This window comes from Niallia taxi (genome assembly GCF_004005475.1).
Classification (GTDB): domain Bacteria; phylum Bacillota; class Bacilli; order Bacillales; family Cytobacillaceae; genus Niallia; species Niallia taxi.
On record NZ_RZTZ01000001.1, the window covers coordinates 149,463 to 172,814 of the forward strand.

The window sequence follows — 23,352 nt, forward strand, 5'->3', positions numbered from 1 at the left end:
CAAAAACGCTGCTTGCTACTCCAATACCTTCAAGATTTTAGAAGGTTTTATCATTCCCTCTTTAGATGGATGATGTATATAAATGGCCAAAGCCTCTCCCTCTTCTGAAAAAACTGCAATAGGACCATCAACATCCATTAAGTGTGGAGGAGTTTCCAGCACGGCACCGTTCCTGACTCTCATAGCTAATGTATCATTTATTTCGTATTTCGGCAAATAACTAAGCGCATCCTCTATCGGTCTTAAGCTTTGCTCCAATACACCGATGCTTTGCGCCTCTTCAATCTGCTCCAATGTAAGACAATCATCCAATGTCATTGTGGCAGAACGTGTTCTAGAAAGATCCGACATATGAGCAGGGTAACCAAGCTTTTCTCCAATCATTACGGCAAGTGTTCTTATATACGTCCCCTTGCTGCAATCAACCTTAAATCGAAAAGAAACTTTATCTCCTGAAAGAGAATCCCACTCTTCAAGCAATTCAATTTTATAAATAGTCACATTCCTTGTTGGTCTTTCTACTTCTATTCCAGCTCTGGCATATTCATAAAGCCTTTTGCCATTTACCTTGACAGCAGAATACATTGGCGGTGTTTGTGAGATAACACCTGTTAATGATTGTAGAACCTCTTCAACCTGTTCTCTTGTAATACTGCCTTTCACCCTTTTTTCTTCTACTTTTTCACCAGAGCTGTCTTCTGTTGTCGTAGAATATCCGATTGTAACCTCCCCTTCATACGACTTTCCAGCATCAGTTATGTATTCAGCAACCTTTGTCGCCCTTCCTAAACAAATCGGAAGAACACCAGTAACATCAGGATCTAAAGTACCTGTATGACCGATTCTTTTCATGCGCAATATTTTACGAAGCTTAAACACGCAATCATGTGATGTCATGCCCTTCGGCTTCCATAATGGTAAAATACCCTCCATATATGCAAATCCTCTCCTTCAAAGCTTAATGCTTTTATTAAATAAAATGACCCCTATTGTCTATTGTTTCAAAAACAAAGAGAGCGTACTCTCTTTGTTTTTGAGAACAGAAGGAAATAGGAGTCATTTACAGAAAAAGTCTTATTTATCTGAATCAGATTCTTTTGCAATTTGATGTAGCAATGTATCAATTCTGTTTCCATAATCAATAGACTCATCAAATTCAAAAGTAATCTCTGGTGTTTTGCGCAAGCGGATTCTTTGTCCAATTTCTGAACGTATAAACCCTTTCGCTTTTGCAAGCCCGTTAAGGGTATTTTCTCGTTGCTCTTGATCTCCAAGTACAGAAATATACACAGTTGCCTGTTGCAAGTCTCCTGTTACTTGAACATCTGTTACAGTAACAAAGCCTATGCGAGGATCTTTAATTTTTCTGCTAATGATCTCACCAAGCTCTTTTTTCATTTGTTCACCAACACGGTTTGGTCTAAGGCTCATAACATTCTCACCTCATTCTATTAAAGCCATTCTATAGCTGTAGTCGCAGCTTCGATTTCCGGGAAAGAATCAATCAGCTTTAAAGCATTCTGAAGCTCTCTTTCTGCTGCAACCTTTACAGATGCAACCGTTACGATAGCGATCTCTGCCCGTTGCCACATATCCTGGAAGCCAACCTCCGACACAGCTATATTATATTTTTGTTTCAAGCGATCCATGATTCGCTGTAAAACAGCACGCTTCTCCTTCAGTGAATGAGCATCATAAATGATACATTCAACTGTCAGCAGACCTGTTATCATTTGCGCTCAATTTCTTGCATGATATAAGCTTCAATGATGTCTCCTTCTTTCATATCATTGAAGTTCTTAATAGTAATACCACATTCGTATCCTTGAGAAACCTCTTTCGCATCATCCTTGAAGCGTTTTAATGCATCAATTTCACCCTCAAAGATAACAATGCCATCTCTGATAATGCGAATACCGCTGTCTCTTGTGATTTTACCATCTGTTATATAAGAACCAGCAATTGTTCCGATTTTAGAAACTTTGAATGTTTGGCGTACCTCAGCCTGGCCGATAACTTTCTCTTCGAATTCAGGATCAAGCATACCCTTCATCGCTGCTTCAATCTCTTCAATTACTTTATAAATGATGCGGTGCAAGCGTACATCCACTGCTTCTGCATCTGCTGCTCTTTTCGCATTGACATCAGGTCTTACGTTGAAGCCGATAACGATAGCATTAGAAGCTGCTGCAAGCGTGATGTCAGATTCATTAATAGCACCAACACCTGTATGGATGATTTTAACATTTACGCCTTCTACTTCGATTTTGTAAAGTGCTGCTGCAAGCGCCTCAGCTGAACCTTGAACATCTGCCTTCATGACGATATTCAAGTCTTTCATTTCACCTTGCTTCATGTGCTCAAACAGATTGTCTAGGCTAATTCTAGCCTTTTCTGATCTTTGTGCTTGGATCGCATCAGAAGAACGTGCTTCCCCGACTTGACGTGCTGTTTTTTCGTCTTTAAATACAACGAAACGGTCGCCGGCTTGTGGTACTTCATTTAAGCCAGTTATTTCAACTGGTGTAGATGGACCAGCAGTTTTAACACGACGTCCAAGGTCATTAACCATTGCACGAACACGACCAAATGTGTTACCGACAACAATTGGATCACCAATATTTAATGTTCCATTTTGTACTAACAGTGTTGCAACAGAACCTTTACCTTTATCCAATTCTGCTTCAATAACAGTACCAACAGCATTGCGATTTGGGTTTGCTTTATATTCTTCTACTTCACTTACAAGTAGAATCATTTCAAGCAGTGTATCAATTCCTTCACCAGTTAATGCAGATAGCGGTACAAAGATAGTTTCTCCACCCCAAGCCTCTGGTACTAATCCATGTTCTGTCAATTCCTGCATTACTCTATCAGGGTTTGCAGTCGGCTTATCCATTTTGTTAACAGCTACGATAATTGGAACCTCAGCTGCTTTCGCATGGTTAATTGCTTCGACAGTTTGTGGCATTACTCCATCATCTGCAGCAACTACAAGGATAGTGATATCCGTAATTTTTGCTCCACGTGCACGCATTGTTGTAAACGCAGCATGTCCCGGTGTATCAAGGAATGTGATTTTTTTGCCGTTATCTTCGATTTGGTATGCACCGATATGCTGTGTGATTCCACCAGCTTCGCCAGCAGTTACCTTCGTGTTACGAATGCTGTCAAGCAATGTTGTTTTACCATGGTCAACGTGACCCATAATTGTAACAACAGATGGACGTTCGATAAGCTCAGCAGCTTCATCATCCCCAAAGTAAACTTCAAGGTCTGTCGCATCCACCTTAATTTCTTCTTCTACTTCTACACCATAATCTCCAGCAATCAATTCAATTGCATCTTTGTCAAGATCTTGGTTGATCGTAGCCATTACACCAAGCATGAATAATTTTTTGATGATTTCAGAAGGTTCACGATGCAGTTTTTTTGCAAGCTCTGCAACCGTTAAAGAATCACTGAACGTAATTTTTGTTGGCAATTCTTTTTCTTTTTTAGGAGCTGGAGGAGCTACTGGAGCTTGTTTCCCCTTGTTGCGATTATTGTTGTTTCTGTTTTTATTATTGTTGTTATTATTGCTTTTTGGTTTGTTGAAACCTGGTTTTGAATTATTGTTTTTTGTTTGAGTTGTTTTTCCTTTTTCAGCCATTGCATCACTTTCTTCTTCATAAGTTGCCGCTATATTTTTCGACCCAGCAATCTTATTGTTATTTTGTATTGCTTCAGTACTTTTATTATATACGCTATCTAATTTCTTAATTGCGTCGTCTTCTAATGTTGTCATATGGTTTGACACTTCTACGTTCATGTCTTTTAGTTTTGTAATAACATCTTTACTTGATATGTTGAATTTTTTTGCGTATTCGTAAACTCGCATTTTACTCATCATTTCACCCCCGCAAGAATTAATCGAGCAGTGTTAAAAGTTTTTTTGCAAATCCATTATCCAAAACAGCGACAACCACTCTTGCTTCCTTGCCAATCGATTGTCCGAGCATTTCCCTGTCTGGCACCATTTTCACTGGAACTTTATAGGAATTGCTCTTGTCCATGATTTTTTTGGCCGTGTTTTGTGAAGCATCTTCCGACAATAATATTAGTTTTGCATTTCCGCTTCTAATTTCTTTTACGGTAAGTTCCTCACCTGAGGTAATTTTCCGTGCTCGATTTGCTAAGCCAAGTAATGACATCCATTGATTATTTTTCATTTGGATTGTCCTTGCTCCTTCTCTATTAAATCCAGCAGCTCTTCGTATACCGAATCCTCAATTGCCACGTCAAGCTGGTTTGCCAGAATATTCTTCTTCTTGGCTAAAAGTACCGCTTCTTTATCCTTAGAAAGATAAGCGCCACGTCCCGATTTCTTTCCGGTTAAATCAACCGATACTAGACCTTCTTTCGAGCGAACGATGCGAACCAGTTCTTTTTTTGGTCTCATTTCACCTGTAGCAACACATTTGCGCATTGGTACTTTTTTGCTGTTCACACTCATTCACCCCAATCAATCTAAATCTTCACTGTTTAAGCGAAACTCTTCCTCATCCTCGTCTGCATCATCAAATGTCAACAAAGATGATTCTGTTGGATATATCCCAGCTTCTCTTGCATCAGTTTCTGATTTGATATCGATTTTCCAGCCAGTAAGCTTTGCAGCCAGACGAGCATTTTGTCCTCTTTTTCCAATTGCAAGTGACAATTGGTAATCAGGAACGATTACTGTTGTAGCCTTTTCTTCTTCATCCACAATTACTTCAAGCACTTTAGATGGACTTAAAGCATTAGCAACGAACACTTTTGGATCCTGGGACCATTGTACAATATCGATTTTTTCGCCTTTTAGCTCATTAACGATTGTCTGTACACGCGTACCTTTAGGACCAACACATGATCCAACTGGATCCACCTCTTCGTTTTCAGAGTGAACGGATATCTTCGATCTGTCACCAGCTTCGCGCGCAACAGATTTAATTTCTACAGTACCATCATAAATTTCAGGCACTTCCATCTCAAACAATCTCTTCAACAAGCCTGGATGTGTTCTTGAAACATAAATTTGTGGACCTTTTGTCGTTTTTTCAACTTTTGTTAAAAACACTTTAATTCGGTCATGTGGCTTGTAGTACTCATTTGGCATCTGCTCATTTGCAGGCAGGATTGCTTCAATCTTTCCTAAGCTCACATAAATGAATTTGCTGTCTTGACGTTGAACGATACCTGTCATGATATCTTCTTCGCGATCAATAAATTCAGAGTAAATGATTCCTCTTTCCGCTTCACGTACACGCTGTGTAACAACCTGTTTTGCTGTTTGTGCAGCAATACGGCCGAAGTCCTTCGGAGTTACTTCTAATTCAACAACGTCTTCCACTTCATAGTTCGGATTTACCTTTTGAGCATCCTCCAATGAAATTTCCAAACGCGGATCAAATACTTCATCGACAACTTCCTTACGTGCAAACACACGCATAGTGCCGGAACCTAAATTTAAATCTATACGAACATTTTGCGCTTGATTGAAATTTCTGCGATATGCTGAAATTAGAGCAGCCTCGATAGCTTCAATAATAACATCACGCGAAATCCCTTTTTCTTTCTCAAGCAATACCAGAGCATCAACTAATTCACTGCTCATGAGAGTGTATCCCCCTTTAACCTCAATGGAAAAATATAGAGCGGAAGCCCTTTGCTCAAACCTGAGAGACGCTGGAGAGTCGGGACAGGAAGTCGTTCTTTGACTTCTTGGCCCGACTTGAAGTGTTCGAAGGTTTAAGGGCTGACGCTTGTTTGATATAGAGCGGAAGTGCCTGGATAAAGGATGGACGGCTAAAATCCCCACGTCCTGTGGGAACGCCGTCCTGACCGACATCCTGTCGCCCCTCGACCAGCATAAGACAAGATGAAGCGGAAAGCCGTCTTTTGCTTTCCGGTCAGCTTGACTTATGACCTCGAGAGGCAAGGCACTGCAGCTCGACTAAATATAGAGCGGAAGCCCTTTGCTCAAACCTAAAGAGACAGCTTACGAGTCGGGACAGGAAGTCGTTCTTTGACTTCTTGGCCTGACTTGAAGTGTTCGAAGGTTTAAGGGCTGACGCAAAAATAAATAAGTGCAAAAGTGCTTGGCTAAATTAGGCCAAAGCACTTCCTTGTTCTTATGAGAAGATTACTGCAAGTCTTGCTTTTGCAATTTTTTCATAAGGAATTTCAATGGTTTTCTTTCTCGTTTTGATTTTCACTTCAACTGTGACAACATTGCCATCAAAGCTTGTAAGAATTCCTTCAAACGTTTTTTCGTTGTCAATCGGTTCATATGTTTTAATATGTACATTTTTCCCAATTGCTTTTTGGAAATCCTTGTCTTTCTTTAGTGGTCTTTCGGCACCAGGAGAAGATACTTCTAAGAAATAGTTTTCTGGAATCGGATCAACTTCATCCAGTTTTTCGCTTAGTTTTTCACTGACTGCTGCACATTCATCAATATCCACACCGTTGTCCTTATCAATGAAAACACGCAAAAAGTAGTTAGGACCTTCCTTTACATACTCAATGTCAACTAATTCTAAGTTTAGATCATCTAATATGGGATTAACCATTTCTTCGACTATTCCTGTTACTTTGCTCAAACTTTTTCCCTCCTTAAGCAAGGAACAAATTAATTGAGGCAAGAATGCAAACTATAGTGGGATGCTTTTCTTGTCTAACCTAATTTTAGTGATTATTTCGCAGATTTGCAGGCATTCTAGTCATGCAAACCTATATGCAAAAAGCTGCATACAACAGGAAAGAGTGGGTTGCCCCACTCTCCATTCGCGAAAGTTATCCTTAGTATTTCCAACTAAACTATACCATAACCACACTATTTATGCAAATAGAAGTCTGGTACAGCAAGGTTCGTTGACCTCATCAATCAGCGCATCCCTATCTTAGAATAATGACAGCTGGTTTTGATCAGGCATGTCACCTAAGCAGCCATGGTTATCCAAATATTCCATGATTGTTTTGGACACCTTTCCGCGCTGCTGTAGATCTTCTTTTGACAGGAATTCACCGTCTTGTCTAGCACGTACAATATTCAATGCCGCATTTGTTCCTAGTCCAGGAATACTGTTGAACGGAGGAATTAAAGAGTCCCCTTCAATAATAAATTCGCTTGCACTTGATTTATATAAATCAACCTTTTTGAAGGTGAAACCACGCTCTACCATTTCAAATGCCAGCTCCATAACAGTCAGCAAGTTTTTCTCTTTCGTTGATGCATCAAGCCCTTTGCCACTAATTTCATCAATGACTGACTTAATGCTTTGTGAACCCTTCACCATTGCATCAACGTCAAAATCTTCAGCCCTTACAGTAAAGTATGCTGCATAGTAAAGGAGTGGAAGATGCACTTTAAAATAAGCAATCCGTACGGCCATTAAAACGTAGGCAGCGGCATGCGCTTTAGGGAACATATATTTTATCTTTTTGCACGAATCTATATACCATTCCGGCACTTCATTCTTGCGCATTTCCTCTTCCATCTCGTCAGACAAGCCTTTCCCTTTACGCACACTTTCCATGATTTTGAAAGCGAATGCTGGCTCTAATCCCTGATAAATCAGATATACCATGATGTCATCACGACACCCGATAACTTCACTCAAATTACAAATATTATTGTGAATGAGCTCTTGGGCATTACCAAGCCAAACGTCTGTACCATGTGAAAGTCCAGAAATTTGGACAAGCTCTGAGAAAGTAGTTGGTTTTGTATCTTCAAGCATTTGGCGCACGAATTTTGTACCAAACTCCGGGATACCGAAAGTACCTGTCTTACAATTTATTTGTTCTGCTGTAACACCTAACGAATCTGTGCCACTGAAAATTTTCATTACTTCAGGGTCATCTGTCGGGATTGTTTTCGGATCAATACCGCTCAAATCCTGAAGCATCCTAATTACGGTCGGATCATCGTGTCCAAGAATATCAAGCTTCAACAAATTATCATGGATGGAATGGAAATCAAAGTGCGTTGTTTTCCATTCTGAATTTCTATCATCTGCCGGAAATTGAATCGGCGAGAAATCATAAATATCCATATAATCCGGAACTACGATAATTCCGCCTGGATGCTGACCAGTAGTTCGTTTTACACCAGTGCAGCCTGCTGCAAGCCGGTCAATTTCAGCACCTCTGATTTGTAGATTATTATCCTGCTGGTATGCCTTTACATACCCATAAGCTGTTTTATCTGCAACAGTTCCTATTGTTCCTGCACGGTAAACATATTCCTCACCAAACAGCACCTTTGTGTAATTATGGGCTTTTGGCTGATATTCTCCGGAGAAATTCAAATCTATATCGGGAACCTTATCTCCTTTAAATCCAAGGAAGGTTTCAAATGGAATATCATGTCCGTCCTTTTTATATCTGATTCCGCAATTAGGGCAGTCCTTGTCAGGCAAATCGAAGCCTGAACCGACAGAACCGTCATTGAAGAATTCTGATTGCTTACAGCTTGTACACACATAATGTGGTGGCAGCGGGTTAACCTCGGTGATTTCTGTCATTGTAGCAACGAATGATGAACCGACAGATCCACGCGATCCTACCAGGTATCCATCATCCAAGGATTTTTTAACGAGCTTGTGAGAAATCAAGTAAATAACGGCGAATCCATGGCCGATGATACTTTTTAATTCCTTCTCTAGCCTTGCCTCTACTATTTCAGGGAGCTCATCACCGTATATGCTTCTGGCCATGCTGTAGCTCATTTCCCGCATTTCTTCGTCTGCACCTTCAATTTTCGGTGTATACAAATCATCTTTGATCGGCTTGATTTCATCAATCATGTCGGCAATCTTATTACTGTTTGCCACTACAATCTCTTTTGCCTTTTCTTCTCCTAAGAAACGGAAGCCGTCGAGCATTTCATTTGTCGTCCTGAAATGAACATCAGGCAGCTTATGCCTGTTCAACGGGTTGGCACCGCCTTGTGAGCCGACCAATATCTGTCTGTATATTTTATCGTTCGGATTATGATAATGCACATTGCCTGTTGCGACAACTGGAATATCCAGCTTTTCGCCTAGCTTAACGATATTGCCAATAATCTCTTCTAATGCCTTCTGGTCCTGAACAAGCTCCATTTCGATTAAATGGGCATACACTTCTTTCGGCATAACCTCTAAATAATCATAGAATGGCGCTACACTCTCTACTTCTTCCGGCGCTTTTTGCATCATAGACTCAAATACTTCCCCTTTATCGCAGCCAGACCCGACAAGCAGTCCTTCTCGATGCTTTTGCAGGACAGAACGCGGGATACGCGGTACACGGTAGAAGTAGTTTAAATGGGATATCGAAACGAGTTTAAACAAGTTCTTCAATCCGACATCATTTTGAGCGAGCAGTGTACAATGATATGGACGGGCTCTTTGATAAGCATTCCCTTGTCCCATATTTTCGTTTAGCTGATTATGGTTTATAATGCCTTTTTCCTGTGCATCCTTCAGCATTTTTAATGCTAGATAACCTGTTGCCTCCGCATCATAAATCGCGCGGTGATGCTGTGTTAATTCAATATCGAATTTTTTGGCAAGTGTATTCAAGCGATGGTTTTTCATCTCTGGATACAAGAACCTACCAAGCTCTAACGTATCTATGACAGGATTATCTGCTTTTGGCATACCTGCTTTTTGATAGCCAACATTGATGAACCCTACGTCAAAGGAAGCGTTATGAGCAACAAGAATATCGTCTCCGGCCCACTCTTTAAACTTGCGTAAAACAATATCGATTTCAGGAGCACTCTGAACCAAATCATCTGTAATTCCAGTCAAATTGATAGTTGTAGCTGACAGTCTGTGATGGGGATTTGCGAATGATTCAAAACGGTCAATAATTTCTCCATTATGAATTTTCACTGCCGCCAATTCAATAATTGTATTGTAAACGGCAGATAAACCAGTCGTTTCAACGTCAAATACTACGTAAGTCGCATCTTCTAAAACCAAGTCCTTTTCATTGTAGGCAATTGGCACACCGTCATCAACTAAGTTTACTTCTACACCGTACAGAATCTTCACGTCATTTTTCTTTCCAGCACCAAACGCTTCTGGGAATGACTGTGCAACTGCATGATCTGTAATAGCAATTGCTTTGTGGCCCCATTTTTTCGCTTGGCCAACGAGTGCGCCGACAGATGAAACAGCATCCATTTGGCTCATAGGTGTGTGGAGATGGAGCTCCACTCGTTTTTCGCCTTCTTTAGCTGTATCCTGTCTTTCCACAGGCTTTATTTCATTCAAATCATTTCCGATCATTACCAGGTCTCTGACAAAGGTATCGTTTTGAATACTGCCTCGGGCTCTTAGCCACATTCCCTTTTTAACAAGCTGGAATAATGCAGCATCTTCCTTATCTCTTGAGAACATCTTCACCATAATAGAGCTGGTGTAATCTGTGATCTTGAATGTCAGTAATGTTCGTCCACTACGAAGCTCTTTTGTTTCTGCAAAGAAAACATATCCTTCAATCGTTACGCGTCTTTCCTCATCAATAATTTCCTCAAGACGTCGGTAGTCGCTGTCATCCTTGATTGTTAAGCCGATGGAAAGTGGACCTGACGGAATACTTGCATCTCCCGCTTCTTTGTCAGCCTCCATCTTCTGAATATCAAGCATTGCTTGTTTGCCGCGTTCCTGGTCCTCGATTTTTTTCGCTTCAAGGAACTGTGCATACGCGTCATTCGCTTCCTGTTGAGTCACTTCTGTATCAATCATTAAGGTCGGGAAGCCAAAGTACTGATAAGCATTCGTTATCATATCAGCATATTTACGCTTAATGGCCAAGCCTTCCATTTCGTTGTTAACGAAGATGGTTAATTTGTTCCCCTGGATTTTCGGCACTTGTTCATTAAGTAGTTTAATGAGCGGTGGAGCAATTCCCTGCATTTGTTCAATACATGCAGACCAGTAATCCCTTATAAGCAATTCATCTGCAAGACCTTGCTGGACATTTATATTAAATGTCACAGATGCAATATGCTCAAAGTTGCTGATTAGCTTACTTGTAAACAGCTGGTATATGTTATAAGGAATAATGTTTTCAAACAAAAAATGAAAATGCCATTTCTTCGCTTTTCTTTCAATAATAATCTTGTCAATTTTAGCATTTTGAAAATGGGATACAATCGCATCATCTGTTAATTGAAGCTGCTGCAATAGCAATTGAAATCGTTCCAATTTCCCTTCTATTCCTGCCATTTGTTCTCCCCTAACTTTTCTTAATATCTATACTGGCACAATGTCCAAGCTACATTATATCATAATCCTTTTTTACTTTTAGGAATAAAGACTGCTTAAATGTTGGCAATTTAAAGAACTAGTACGACTTTCCTCACATCAAGCAATTCATGAAAAAAGCTACAGCCTATTAACGAAGGCTGTAGCTTTATTTACTTAGTTAGCAAGAAGCTTAGAAATAGTTTCAAGCAGTTCATCTACATGAACTTCATGTACTTCACCGTTGCTTCTTTCTTTCAACTCAACAATACCTTCTGCCGCTTTTTTACCAACAGTTATGCGAATTGGTAAACCGATTAAATCAGAATCAGCAAACTTAACTCCTGCTCTTTCTGCACGGTCATCAACAAGCACATCATATCTGTTGTCCTTCAAGCTTTTATATAGCTTGTCTGTCAACTCTGTTTGAGCCTCATCCTTAACATTAACTGTGATCAAATGCAAATCAAATGGTGCAATTGTTTTCGGCCAAACGATACCTTTTTCATCATTAAATTGCTCTACAACTGCTGCCATTGTTCTCGAAACGCCAATTCCGTAGCAGCCCATAATAATAGACTGTGAACGACCATTTTCATCAAGGTAGCTAGCACCCATTGCTTCGCTATAGCGTGTACCTAGCTTAAAGACATGACCAACCTCGATACCTTTTGCAAATACGATGGAACCTTTGCCATCTGGAGAAACATCTCCTTCTTGGATGAAACGCAAATCTGCATATTGGCTAACAGCAAAGTCTCTGTCTGGGTTAACATTAATATAATGATAGTCTTCATCATTTGCTCCGCAAACACCATTAACAATATATTGGACTGCACTATCAGCAATTACTTGCACGTCTTTGACACCGATTGGGCCTAATGAACCAACACTGCATCCTAGGATTGTTTTTGTTTCCGCTGCATCAGCTAGCTCAACATTTGTAGCTTCAAGCAGGTTTTTCAGCTTAATATCGTTCACTTCATGATCGCCGCGAACTAACACAAGAACATGGCTTTCATCTACTTTGAACAGCAATGACTTGATGCATTTATTTTCAGCCACATTTAAGAATGATGCAACTTGTTCAATTGTTTTAACATTTTCCGTCTTCACTTTTTCTAGCGCACCATGAGGCTTGTCCTCTTTTTCATAGGAAGTGATAACTGGTGCCATTTCAATATTAGCCGCATAACTAGAATCCGTAGAATAAGCGATTGTATCTTCTCCAACTTCAGAAAGAGCCATGAATTCATGTGTATCTTTACCACCCATCGCTCCGCTGTCAGCGATAACTGCACGGAAATTCAAACCGCATCTTTCGAAAATATTGCAGTATGCTTGGAAGATAGCATCATATACTTCACCTAAGCTTTCATGAGAGCTATGGAAAGAGTAAGCATCCTTCATGATGAACTCACGTCCGCGTAAAATCCCAAATCTAGGGCGTTTTTCATCTCTGAACTTTGTTTGAATTTGATAAAGAGATAGTGGCAAACGTTTGTAAGACTTAATTTCATCTCTAATTAGGCTAGTGATTACTTCCTCATGTGTTGCACCAAGCGCAAACTCCCGATCATTACGGTCATTCAAACGCATTAATTCTGGTCCGTATGAATACCATCTGCCAGACTCCTGCCATAGCTCCGCTTGCTGCAATGCAGGCATTAGAAGTTCTACAGAGCCAGAGTTGTCCATTTCCTCACGGATAATATGTTCTATTTTTTTAAGTACTTTATTAGCCAATGGAAGATAGGAGTAAATTCCGCTTGCATTTTGTCTAATATACCCTGCGCGCAAAAGTAGCTGATGGCTTTTGATTTCTGCATCTGCTGGAACTTCCCTTAAGGTCGGGATTAACATTTTACTTTGTTTCATTATTAGCACCTCTATTTAAATTTTACAAACAGGCCATGAAGGAAGGTGAGGTCCACGTTCTCCTCACCCATTCAGTCCTTTTAAAAAACAATTATTTATTTAAGAAAGAATCGTTGAATATCGTTCCAAGTAACAACAATCATCAACAGCATCAGCAATGCAAAGCCAATAAAGTGGACAATTCCTTCCTTATGCCTATCAATCGGCTTTCCTCTAATTGCCTCAATCGCAAAGAAGATCAATCTTCCGCCGTCAAGAGCCGGCAGTGGCAATAAGTTCATAATTCCAAGGTTAATACTAAGTATAGCAGCCCATCTCATCAACGAATAGATGCCTGATTGCGCAACTGTGTCCGTTGATTTATAAATGCCGACAGGTCCACTCAATGCATCAATCGAAAATTGCCCTGTTACCAGTTTTCCAACTGCACCGATAATGGTCTTTGTCCAAGTATAAGTTTCAGTAACACCATACTGGAATGCTTTTAACGGTGATTTTTCCATAGGGCTGTATACACCAACAAGTCCAATCTTTTCTCCGTCTTCCACTTCTGTTTCTTTAGGAGTAACATCAACAGTCATTTCTTTCCCGTCACGGACTAGTAGGAATTCCAGCTCTTCACCCGGGCTCTTTTGGATGATTGACACTACATCATTCCAAGTAGAAACCGATTGACCATCAATACTTAGAACAGTGTCTCCTTCTTTTAACCCAGCACTTATTGCTACACCATCATCCGTTAATTTCCCTAGCTGAGGTTCATTAGATGGCATGCCTTGTGTTAGTGCAATGATGACAAACACGACGAACGCTAGAACAAAGTTCATCATTGGTCCAGCGAATATTGCTATTGTACGCTGCCATAACGTTTTGCTATTAAACTGACGGTCATATGGAGCGATTTGTGTTTCAATACCATTTTCGATAATAACTGCTTCTCTGTTGATCTGAAACACTTGCAGTTCTTCATTAATGTCGTCTTCTGCATATCCTTTCACCACTAAATCATGATCTAGATCTGCAGCTTCTACATTAATTATTCTGGCATCTGGATATTTTTCTTTATTGTTGAGAATAAGCTTCTCAACTTTTCCATCTTTGCCAAAAAGCAGTCCAATTCGATGTCCTGCTTTAATCTCAATCATTTCAGCGTCTTCTCCCGCCATGCGTACAAATCCGCCTAATGGAAGAAGACGAATCGTGTACGTGGTTTCTCCTCTTTTCTGAGAAAAGACTTTCGGACCGAATCCTATTGCAAATTCCCGACAGAGAATGCCTGCCCTTTTTGCAAACACGAAGTGCCCTAATTCATGAAAAAACACTAACGCACCGAAAATGATAATAAAAGCAACTACTGTATACAATATATAACCACCTTTTTATAGAAGTGTGCTTGCATTTTTTCTCGTTTCTTGATCAACCTCTTGTATAATAGCAAGGCTTGGATTTGTAATAGAACGATGATTATTCAACGCGCTTTCGATCAGCTCCTCAATTTGCAGGAAGCTGATTTCCCCTTTCAAGAACCTGGAAACAGCCACTTCATTGGCAGCATTAAGGACAGTCGGTAGCGTACCGCCAGCTTTTCCCGCTTCTATGGCAAAATGCAGGCAGCGGAAGCGTTCAAGATCCATATCTTGAAAATGCAGCTTCCCGATTTTCGCCAAATTCAATCGTTCTGACGACTGTAGCGGCAGCCTATCCGGATATGTCAGTGCATACTGGATAGGTACCTTCATATCTGGTGTGCCAAGCTGAGCGAGAACACTGCTGTCATGGAACTCAACCATTGAGTGGATGATACTTTCCTTATGTAATAAGACATCAATTTTATCATAAGGCAATCCAAATAACCAAAATGCCTCAATAACTTCCAACCCTTTGTTCATCATTGTTGCCGAATCAATCGTAATTTTGGCACCCATTGACCAGTTTGGATGCTTCAAAGCATCCTCCACTGTTACATGCTTTAAATCATCTCTGGACAAATCACGAAAGCTTCCGCCAGACGCTGTAATAATTAATCTGTCAATATTCTTTTCTCTTTCACCTTGTAAGCATTGATAAATGGCTGAATGCTCACTGTCAACAGGCAGGATGGAAACATTATTCTTTTTTGCTGCTTCCATTACCAAATGACCTGCAGTCACCAATGTTTCCTTATTAGCAATGGCAATTGTTTTTCTAGCTTCAATCGCTTGCAAAGTAGGATAAAGGCCAACACTACCTAATACAGCATTGACGAGTACTTCTGCTTTATCAAATACAGCAACCTCGACCAAACCTTCTTGGCCAAACATTATTTTTGTATTTGGAAATTCAGCTTTTAATGTATCACAATCTTTCTTTTCAAAAACCGATACAAGAGAAGGCTTGAATTCTGAAATAATCTTTCTTGTCAGCTCCAAATTTTTGCCTGATGAAAAGGCAACAAGCTTAAAGCTTTCCGGATGCTCTCTTATAACATCCAACGTTTGTGTCCCAACCGAACCGGTTGCTCCCAATAAACTTATATGTTTCATTGTCTCACTCCCAGACCATGTTGCATTTCTTTTTTCCTTTGTTATTTGTATACATTGTTAAATAAAAGCAGTCTTCCAAGATTATTCGATTATAGCTTACCTAGCATGTCTAAAATAAAATACAGCAATGGCCATACAAATAATAAACTGTCGAAACGGTCTAAAATACCACCGTGTCCAGGCAATATTCTCCCGGAATCTTTTACACCGTAATGGCGTTTTAATGCAGACTCTGCCAAATCACCAATTTGTCCAAAAATAGACAAAATAATTGTGATTAAAGGTATTATAGACCATTCTATGTAGCCGAACACATAAAATAGAACCGCAACTACTACAGCACATACAATGCCCCCAACAAAACCTTCAACTGTTTTATTTGGACTGATTTCCGGCCATAACTTTCTTTTGCCGAATGCTCGTCCAATGAAGTAGGCCCCTGAATCTGTAGCCCAAATAATAAATAAGGAGTATACAAGCATTGTCAGATCATTATTGCTTATCTGTACAAAGAAATGGAAGCCCACGCCTATATAGAGTACGGAAAGGACAGAAAAGCCGACGTCGTCAAATGTAAACTTGTTTTTAGATGCGACCATGTAGGTTAAATAAAGGAGGATTGCAAGCAATCCGATTTCTGTTTTGGACAAGTTCCAGTCAGCGAGAAAACCGATGTACTCATCTGGAAGAATAAATATCCATGTTACTAGCAAGGAAAGCACACCGCTAAATGACCATAAGTGCAGTTTTCTCATTTTCAGCAGCTCATATAAAGCGATGGCGCCAATTAAAAATGTGAACAGCACTAAAGGCATATCACCAAGCAGGATAAACAGGATAAACACAGCTGCTGCAAGTACTCCTGTTATAATTCTCTGTTTCATACATTCACAACCCTTATTAGACTCCTCCAAAACGCCGCTGGCGATTTTGGAATACTTCGATTGCTTCGATTAAATGCTCTTCTTTAAAATCTGGCCAGAGAACATCTGTAAACCAAAGCTCTGTATAGGCAAGCTGCCACAACATAAAATTGCTTATCCGGATTTCACCGCTTGTGCGAATGAGCAAGTCTGGATCATTTAATCCGCCAGTCATCAAGTAAGATGAAAAAACTTCCTCTGTAATTCCATTTGCATCAAGCTCTCCGGTTTGGCTATCTTTAACGATGTTGTTAACTGCTTGCAGAATTTCTGATCTGCTTCCATAATTCAAAGCAAAATTCAAATTCAAGCCAGTATTATTTTTTGTTTTTTCCACCGCATTATCCAAAGCTTTTAAGGTATGTTCCGGAAGCTTTTCTGTATAGCCAATTGCCGTTACACGAACATTCTTCTCCATTAGCTCTGGCAAGAAGGTGCTTAAGAATTGTTCTGGCAGTGACATTATATAATCAACTTCCGTTTTTGGCCGTTTCCAATTCTCAGTAGAAAAGGCATATAGGGTCAAAACTTTTATTCCCAATTCATCGGCCATCTTTGTAATACGTTTTACACATTTCATTCCTTCATGATGGCCAGCTATTCTTGGCAGCTTTCTTTTCTTTGCCCATCTCCCATTACCATCCATAATAATGGCGACATGCTCTGGAATTTTCTGCTGCTTCACATTGCTTATTTGGTCTTGGAGAGTTTTAGTAGTGGTCCCCGTTTTCCATAACCTTAATTTGTTAAACATACTATTGTTCCTCCAAAGTAGATCCTCTCACATCATCTATATCCTTCATTACATTCTGTTCTTATATAATTAACTAAATAAACTTCAAAATTACCTGTAAATGCAAGCAAAAGTGAGGGCAGGCTTACATGTTCCCTTTATATCTTAAAGGAAACTAGTCTTCATAAGCAACCAAAAATAAAAATAGCCGATAATAATGCGAAAAAACCCCCTAATAATAGAGGGTTTCAGACTTTACTTTTGATCCCATCTCCTGTTCCAGACCATTTATATTAACTATTAAATGTCCTGTTGGCATGGCTGATGGCAGCACCTAGCCTTAAGCATTAACCAGCAAGGCATTGATGGTAAAGGTCAGTCATCTTCGTATCGGCAATTATGTTTTTTGCAACAGCAGTCAACAATTATACCTCTAAAATTTCTTTTTCTTTTTCTTTAGTCAATGCATCAACTTTACTGATATATTCATCTGTTAACTTTTGAATGTCATCACTGAAGCCGCGAAGTGCATCTTCCGTTATGTCACCATTCTTTTCAAGCTTCTTCAAGTCATCATTTCCGTCTCTGCGGATGTTGCGGATAGCAATTTTTGCATCTTCAGATTCTTTTTTGACGTTTTTCACAAGCTCTTTACGGCGTTCTTCTGTCAGCATTGGGATTGTCAAGCGAATGATGTTACCGTCATTCGTTGGATTTAAACCAATATCAGACTTCAAGATAGCTTTTTCAATATCACCTAAAATGGATTTATCATATGGTTGAATAACAAGAAGTCTTGCTTCAGGCACGCTGATTCCAGCCACTTGATTTACTGGTGTCGGAGCACCATAATAATCTACAGAAATTCTGTCAAGAAGGGCAGCATTAGCTCTTCCTGCACGGATACTTGCAAGCTCACGAGAATAGCTTTGAATTGCTTTATCCATTCTTTCCTTTGTACTTGAAATAACTTGTTTCGGCATTATTTTTTCCCCCTTACTAATGTTCCTATTTTTTCACCCATAACTGCTCTTTTAATATTTCCTTCATCCGTGATAGAAAATACGATCAGTGGAATATCATTGTCCATACATAGGGATGATGCGGTTGAATCCATTACAGCAAGTCCATCCTTAATCACATCAAAATATGTCAGCTCATCATACTTTGTTGCCTCTTTGTCTACTCTTGGATCTGCTGAGTAAACACCATCTACATTGTTTTTCGCCATCAAGATAACTTCTGCTTCGATTTCTGCAGCTCTTAAAGCAGCAGTAGTATCAGTTGAGAAGTATGGATTTCCTGTACCTGCCGCAAAGATCACGACACGTTTTTTCTCAAGATGACGAATGGCACGTCTTCTGATGTATGGTTCAGCTATTTGTCTCATATCAATTGATGTCTGCACACGTGTTTCAATGCCCATTTGTTCTAAACTGTCCTGCAGGGCTAAAGAGTTCATGATAGTGGCAAGCATGCCCATATAATCAGCATTTGCTCTGTCCATGCCCATTTCCTCACCGATTTTACCTCTCCAGATATTACCGCCGCCAACAACTACTGCTGCTTCCACACCTAGTTCAGCAATTTCTTTTACTTGCTCTGCTACATCTTTGATAACTGTAGGATTAATACCAAAGCCTGCTTCTCCAGCTAATGCTTCCCCACTCAATTTTAGAACAACACGTTTATATTTTGGATTACTCATGGAAACCTCCGTATGTATTAAATGTCTTTAAAAATAGGGAACACAATGTGCTCCCCTTCTTAAACTTGTCGAAACACTCTCAAAAGCCATTCCATGCTGCAGAGCATTAATGCTTGCAGAGGTTTTGATTAAGAGCGCATTCAATCAAATAACCATTTCATGAATGATTCATGTTATAAGGAACACAGATGTGTTCCTATATTGAAGTCGACAATATTATTTTTTGTTTACTTGGTTCATAACTTCTTCAGCAAAGTTATCTTCACGTTTTTCGATTCCTTCTCCTACTTCGTAGCGAACGAATTCACGTAGAGTTGCACCTTTAGATTCAACGAATTGACGAACCTTTTGGTCAGGATTTTTAACGAAAGTTTGGTCAAGAACACAAACGTCTTCGAAGTATTTGCCAAGACGGCCTTCAACCATTTTCGCAACGATGTTTTCAGGTTTTCCTTCGTTAAGTGCTTGTTGTGTTAATACTTCTCTTTCGTGCTCTACTTCTTCTTGAGAAACTTGGTCACGAGAAACGTATTTAGGGTTAAGTGCAGCGATATGCATAGCAATATCTTTTGCAGCAGCGTCATCAGTAGATCCTTCTAATACTGTTAGAACACCAATGCGTCCGCCCATGTGAAGGTAAGCACCGAAAGCATCGCTATCTGTTTTTGATTTGATTTCAAAACGGCGCAATGAAAGTTTTTCACCAATTTTAGCCATAGCAGTATTGATGTGTGCTTCTACAGTTGTTCCTTCTGTAATATGTTGAGCAGTAGCTTCTTCTACAGTAGCAGGTTTGTTGCTTAGAAGATGTGCTGCAAGTTCTTTAACAAGTACTTGGAAACCTTCGTTTTTAGCAACAAAGTCTGTTTCTGAGTTAACTTCAAGGATTACTGCTTCGTTACCTTCTACAGCGATGTAAGTAGTACCTTCTGCAGCAATACGGTCTGCTTTTTTAGCAGCGCTAGCGATACCTTTTTCACGTAGGAAATCGATCGCTTTTTCGATATCACCGTTTGTTTCAGTTAGTGCTTTTTTACAATCCATCATTCCAGCACCAGTTTTTTCACGAAGTTCTTTAACCATTTGAGCTGTTACAGCCATGTTTGTTTCCTCCTTGTAATATCCGTATGTACGTATACTTATTGTTTGTCCATTTATTATTGCTTTTAAGCAATTCTCTTTAAAAAAAGGTGATAAGAGGGCTGCTCTTTATCACCTTTTCTACAAGTCCCTAAACTAGAGTGTCTAGCAAAAGACTACTAGGTTGATAAAAACCACGGTGTGATCTCTATGCTCTGTTCGTTTTTGTAGCAGACACAGTTATTTTGACTTAAGCAGTTGTTACTTCTTCGCCTTGTTTAGCTTCAAGAATAGCATCTGCCATTTTTGCAGTTAATAGTTTCACAGCACGGATTGCGTCGTCGTTCGCAGGAATAACAACATCAATTTCGTCTGGATCACAGTTTGTATCAACAATTCCAACGATTGGAATATTCAATTTATGCGCTTCAGCAACTGCAATGCGCTCTTTGCGTGGATCTACAATGAACAATGCATCTGGCATTTTTTTCATTTCTTTGATTCCGCCCAAGAATTTTTCCAAGCGCTCAAGCTCTTTGTTCAATTGAACTACTTCTTTTTTAGGAAGTACTTCAAAAGTACCGTCTTCAGACATTCTTTCGATATCTTTCAAACGAGCAATACGTTTTTGGATTGTTTCAAAGTTTGTTAAAGTTCCACCCAACCAGCGTTGGTTAACATAGTATTGACCAGAACGGATAGCTTCTTCTTTAACTGAATCTTGTGCTTGTTTTTTAGTTCCTACGAAAAGAACAGTTCCGCCGTTACCAGCAAGTTCTTTCACATAGTTGTAAGCTTCTTCAACCTTTTTAACTGTTTTTTGAAGGTCGATGATGTAGATACCGTTACGCTCCGTGAAAATGAATTTTTTCATTTTTGGGTTCCAACGGCGAGTCTGGTGACCGAAGTGTACACCAGCTTCAAGCAATTGTTTCATTGAGATTACTGACATGTTTGTTCCTCCTAGTGGTTTTGTTTTCCTCCGCTTTTTTCATATTCAATCAAAACTGTAGCAATACAGCACCAATGATTAAATCCAAAAGCGTGTGTATTAACACCGTTTTTTAATATAGCATATGTATGATAGACAATCAAGCTATTCGTGATTATTTTGTCTAAATTTCAACAATAATTCTATTTCTGTCTTTCCTTTGTTCAATTGTTTAGCAATTTCTTCAATCGTTTTCCCTTGCTCCTCAAGCTCTGTCACTACCTCAAGCAGAGTCTTTTCCTTTTCCTCTGGCTCTTCTTCTTTTTCGACAATTGCTTCATCTGCAATATCCTCTTCTTGAACAGCCTTTTCCTTTTCCTTTTCCTTTTCCTTTTCCTTTTCCTCTGGATTTTGCGGCAAGATTAAGTCCAGCAGCTCTTCTACATCATCATTGCCTGCAGATTTCTCAAAGGTTTGATAGGATTTGGCCGCTGCTTTATATGTATTGATCATCGGTATTGGTTTCGGTTCACTAACTTCTAACGTACTTCGCGGCTCTTCCATTTTGCTTTCCTCTAAATTATCATCAAGCCTTTGAACTCTATCAAGAAACAATTCATTTTCCTCTTTTATTTCTGCAATAAAGCTCGAAACGATTTCTTCCATTTCTTCTAGAGCCTTTTCCTGACGACTTTCAAATGCTGCCAGCCTGTTTTGTCTTATAAACAGCAACGCAATGCATAGCAAGGCCAAAATATTTAATGCAATACTAAAAACAAGCAGAAAATTCACCATTGTTTTTACCTCAATCTATCCACTATAGTCAATATTATTTCCTTTATAAGGGTGTTCAGAAAGTAACAGCTCCTCATCTCTATTCTGTTTTCTCTTTCCTTGAGAATCAGAGCGGTTCTTTCCATCTTTGTGTCTATTACTGGAGATATTCCCTTTTTCTTCTCCTTTAATAACAGTTGTTCTTTTTTTTATTTCTTCTTGCAAGGTGGCCTGCAGGGCATTATTGTTCATCAATTGCCCGCGCTGATCCTGCTGGTCCTGTATTTTCCCTGCGTCAAATGTTCTCGGCAAGGCCACCTGCATTTCGATTGCTTTTAAACTCATATTCGAAGCCTCTATATTACCTTCTCTAAAGAATGTCTTAGTTTATAAATTGCCTTTGAGTGGATTTGGGAAATACGGGAAGTAGATAGGTTCATCACTTGGCCAATTTCAGTTAGTGTCAGTTCTTCTTTATAAAATAAGCTAAGGACAAGCTGCTCTTTATCATTCAATGTTTCAATCATGGACGCCATTTCCTGTATCAATTCGTCTTTCATCACTTTCTCTTCCGGTATTTCCGTTTTATCGTCTCTAATTGCAAATGTTGGGCCTTCCTTTTCGTCCGACTCATTCAGCTGCTCATCAATCGAAAGGACGTTGGCAAAAAAGTGCTCATTCATGGTTGAGTATACTTCGTCTGTGGATAAATCCAAGTCATCAGCAATTTCTTGAACTGTTACGTTTCTCATCATTTTCTGTTCAAGCTTTTCAATTGTTGCCTCAATTTTCTTTGTCTTTTCTCGAGTTCCTCTTGAAAGCCAGTCTTCCTTTCTCAAGCCGTCAATAATGCTGCCTCTAATGCGAAAAGACGCATATGTGTCAAATTTCAAGTCACGCTTCGGATCAAATCTTTCTAGAGCATCATATAGTCCAATCATGCCTAAACTGTTCAACTCTTCTCTTGAGACGCTTTTAGGAAGACCTACAGAGATGCGCTGGACGTGAAAACTAACAAGCGGCATATACTTTTTAATTAACGTATTGCATGCATCTGTGTCCCTATTTGTGTTCCACATCTCCCATGCATTCTTCTCCTCTAATGTCGTCTCATTTGCCATAAACATCCTCCTCGAACAGCATTACTATTTATTAGTTATATTATTTCTTTATTTTGAACTCTCTCGACCATATCCATACTAAAAACCTTCTTTATCTATAAATAGAAGAGGTTTTATGCTTATCTCCCCTGTACAGAAGATAAAATCTGTTTTATTTAATAACTACAAAACAAAATAGTGCTTTCCTACCCAATATGAGAAATGCACTATTCAATCCAATAAGACGCATATCCTATATTAATTTAAAAGGAAAACAACTAAATTAAAAGATGGAAACCTGTATCTTCAATGATTGTACAGCTCTCCGCCTCTTAAACTTTACCACTGTCGAAATTTCTGCGGAATAGTACTTTAAACCTATTTTTGTTGCAAATTTACTATATGTAAAAAAAGGATGGTTTTTTCATTCTTTTATAGT

21 protein-coding genes are annotated in these 23,352 nt (G+C 39.4%); all 21 read right to left on the bottom strand.

What is annotated here, in order from left to right; translation table 11 throughout:
• Nucleotides 1-15 precede the first annotated feature (15 nt).
• The 21 genes from truB to EM808_RS00945 all read right to left on the bottom strand — a co-directional run bounded on the left by truB (nt 16) and on the right by EM808_RS00945 (nt 22,934).
• Nucleotides 16-933, bottom strand: a complete 918-nt coding sequence (gene truB, locus EM808_RS00845) for a tRNA pseudouridine(55) synthase TruB (protein WP_127734502.1) — start codon at nt 931-933, stop codon at nt 16-18.
• A 141-nt stretch (nt 934-1,074) separates the two neighbouring features.
• Nucleotides 1,075-1,431 (bottom strand): 30S ribosome-binding factor RbfA, encoded by a 357-nt coding sequence (gene rbfA, locus EM808_RS00850; RefSeq protein WP_127734504.1) that lies wholly within the window; start codon nt 1,429-1,431, stop codon nt 1,075-1,077.
• Nucleotides 1,432-1,451: 20 nt separating this feature from the next.
• The gene (locus EM808_RS00855) at nt 1,452-1,733 is read right to left on the bottom strand and encodes a DUF503 domain-containing protein (RefSeq protein ID WP_127734506.1); all 282 of its coding nucleotides are present in this window, start codon (nt 1,731-1,733) and stop codon (nt 1,452-1,454) included.
• Nucleotides 1,730-3,889, bottom strand: a complete 2,160-nt coding sequence (gene infB / locus EM808_RS00860; protein ID WP_127734508.1) for a translation initiation factor IF-2 — start codon at nt 3,887-3,889, stop codon at nt 1,730-1,732. Before infB ends, EM808_RS00855 begins: the two co-directional genes overlap by 4 nt.
• Before the next feature lie 19 nt (nt 3,890-3,908).
• On the bottom strand, nt 3,909-4,211 hold the full coding sequence (locus EM808_RS00865; RefSeq protein ID WP_127734510.1) for a YlxQ family RNA-binding protein: 303 nt from the start codon (nt 4,209-4,211) through the stop codon (nt 3,909-3,911).
• Entirely contained in the window at nt 4,208-4,495 is a 288-nt protein-coding gene (gene rnpM / locus EM808_RS00870) for an RNase P modulator RnpM (RefSeq protein WP_127734512.1), read from the bottom strand. Before rnpM ends, EM808_RS00865 begins: the two co-directional genes overlap by 4 nt.
• A 9-nt stretch (nt 4,496-4,504) precedes the next feature.
• Nucleotides 4,505-5,635: a transcription termination factor NusA gene (nusA, locus tag EM808_RS00875; RefSeq protein ID WP_127734514.1), complete on the bottom strand. Its 1,131-nt coding sequence runs from the start codon at nt 5,633-5,635 to the stop codon at nt 4,505-4,507.
• A 517-nt stretch (nt 5,636-6,152) separates the two neighbouring features.
• Entirely contained in the window at nt 6,153-6,623 is a 471-nt protein-coding gene (gene rimP, locus EM808_RS00880) for a ribosome maturation factor RimP (protein ID WP_127734517.1), read from the bottom strand.
• Between the two features lie 300 nt (nt 6,624-6,923).
• The gene (locus EM808_RS00885) at nt 6,924-11,246 is read right to left on the bottom strand and encodes a PolC-type DNA polymerase III (RefSeq protein WP_127734519.1); all 4,323 of its coding nucleotides are present in this window, start codon (nt 11,244-11,246) and stop codon (nt 6,924-6,926) included.
• 195 nt (nt 11,247-11,441) lie between these two features.
• Nucleotides 11,442-13,142, bottom strand: a complete 1,701-nt coding sequence (locus EM808_RS00890) for a proline--tRNA ligase (protein WP_127734521.1) — start codon at nt 13,140-13,142, stop codon at nt 11,442-11,444.
• A 95-nt stretch (nt 13,143-13,237) separates the two neighbouring features.
• Nucleotides 13,238-14,506, bottom strand: a complete 1,269-nt coding sequence (gene rseP / locus EM808_RS00895) for an RIP metalloprotease RseP (protein ID WP_127734523.1) — start codon at nt 14,504-14,506, stop codon at nt 13,238-13,240.
• A 15-nt stretch (nt 14,507-14,521) separates the two neighbouring features.
• Entirely contained in the window at nt 14,522-15,664 is a 1,143-nt protein-coding gene (locus EM808_RS00900; protein WP_127734525.1) for a 1-deoxy-D-xylulose-5-phosphate reductoisomerase, read from the bottom strand.
• Nucleotides 15,665-15,753: 89 nt separating this feature from the next.
• Nucleotides 15,754-16,548, bottom strand: a complete 795-nt coding sequence (locus EM808_RS00905) for a phosphatidate cytidylyltransferase (protein WP_127734527.1) — start codon at nt 16,546-16,548, stop codon at nt 15,754-15,756.
• Between the two features lie 16 nt (nt 16,549-16,564).
• The gene (locus EM808_RS00910) at nt 16,565-17,341 is read right to left on the bottom strand and encodes an isoprenyl transferase (RefSeq protein WP_127734529.1); all 777 of its coding nucleotides are present in this window, start codon (nt 17,339-17,341) and stop codon (nt 16,565-16,567) included.
• Nucleotides 17,342-17,745: 404 nt separating this feature from the next.
• On the bottom strand, nt 17,746-18,303 hold the full coding sequence (frr, locus tag EM808_RS00915; RefSeq protein ID WP_127734531.1) for a ribosome recycling factor: 558 nt from the start codon (nt 18,301-18,303) through the stop codon (nt 17,746-17,748).
• The gene (gene pyrH, locus EM808_RS00920) at nt 18,303-19,028 is read right to left on the bottom strand and encodes a UMP kinase (protein WP_127734533.1); all 726 of its coding nucleotides are present in this window, start codon (nt 19,026-19,028) and stop codon (nt 18,303-18,305) included. Before pyrH ends, frr begins: the two co-directional genes overlap by 1 nt.
• Nucleotides 19,029-19,244: 216 nt before the next feature.
• On the bottom strand, nt 19,245-20,129 hold the full coding sequence (gene tsf / locus EM808_RS00925; protein ID WP_127734535.1) for a translation elongation factor Ts: 885 nt from the start codon (nt 20,127-20,129) through the stop codon (nt 19,245-19,247).
• A gap of 229 nt (nt 20,130-20,358) precedes the next feature.
• Nucleotides 20,359-21,060, bottom strand: coding sequence for a 30S ribosomal protein S2 (gene rpsB / locus EM808_RS00930; RefSeq protein WP_127734537.1), 702 nt, complete (start codon nt 21,058-21,060; stop codon nt 20,359-20,361).
• A gap of 144 nt (nt 21,061-21,204) precedes the next feature.
• Nucleotides 21,205-21,834 (bottom strand): hypothetical protein, encoded by a 630-nt coding sequence (locus tag EM808_RS00935; RefSeq protein WP_127734539.1) that lies wholly within the window; start codon nt 21,832-21,834, stop codon nt 21,205-21,207.
• A gap of 15 nt (nt 21,835-21,849) precedes the next feature.
• The gene (locus EM808_RS00940; RefSeq protein WP_127734541.1) at nt 21,850-22,158 is read right to left on the bottom strand and encodes a hypothetical protein; all 309 of its coding nucleotides are present in this window, start codon (nt 22,156-22,158) and stop codon (nt 21,850-21,852) included.
• Nucleotides 22,159-22,169: 11 nt separating this feature from the next.
• Nucleotides 22,170-22,934 carry a FliA/WhiG family RNA polymerase sigma factor gene (locus EM808_RS00945; protein WP_127734543.1) on the bottom strand — a complete coding sequence of 255 codons (765 nt, stop codon included), beginning with the start codon at nt 22,932-22,934 and terminating at the stop codon, nt 22,170-22,172.
• Nucleotides 22,935-23,352 lie beyond the last annotated feature (418 nt).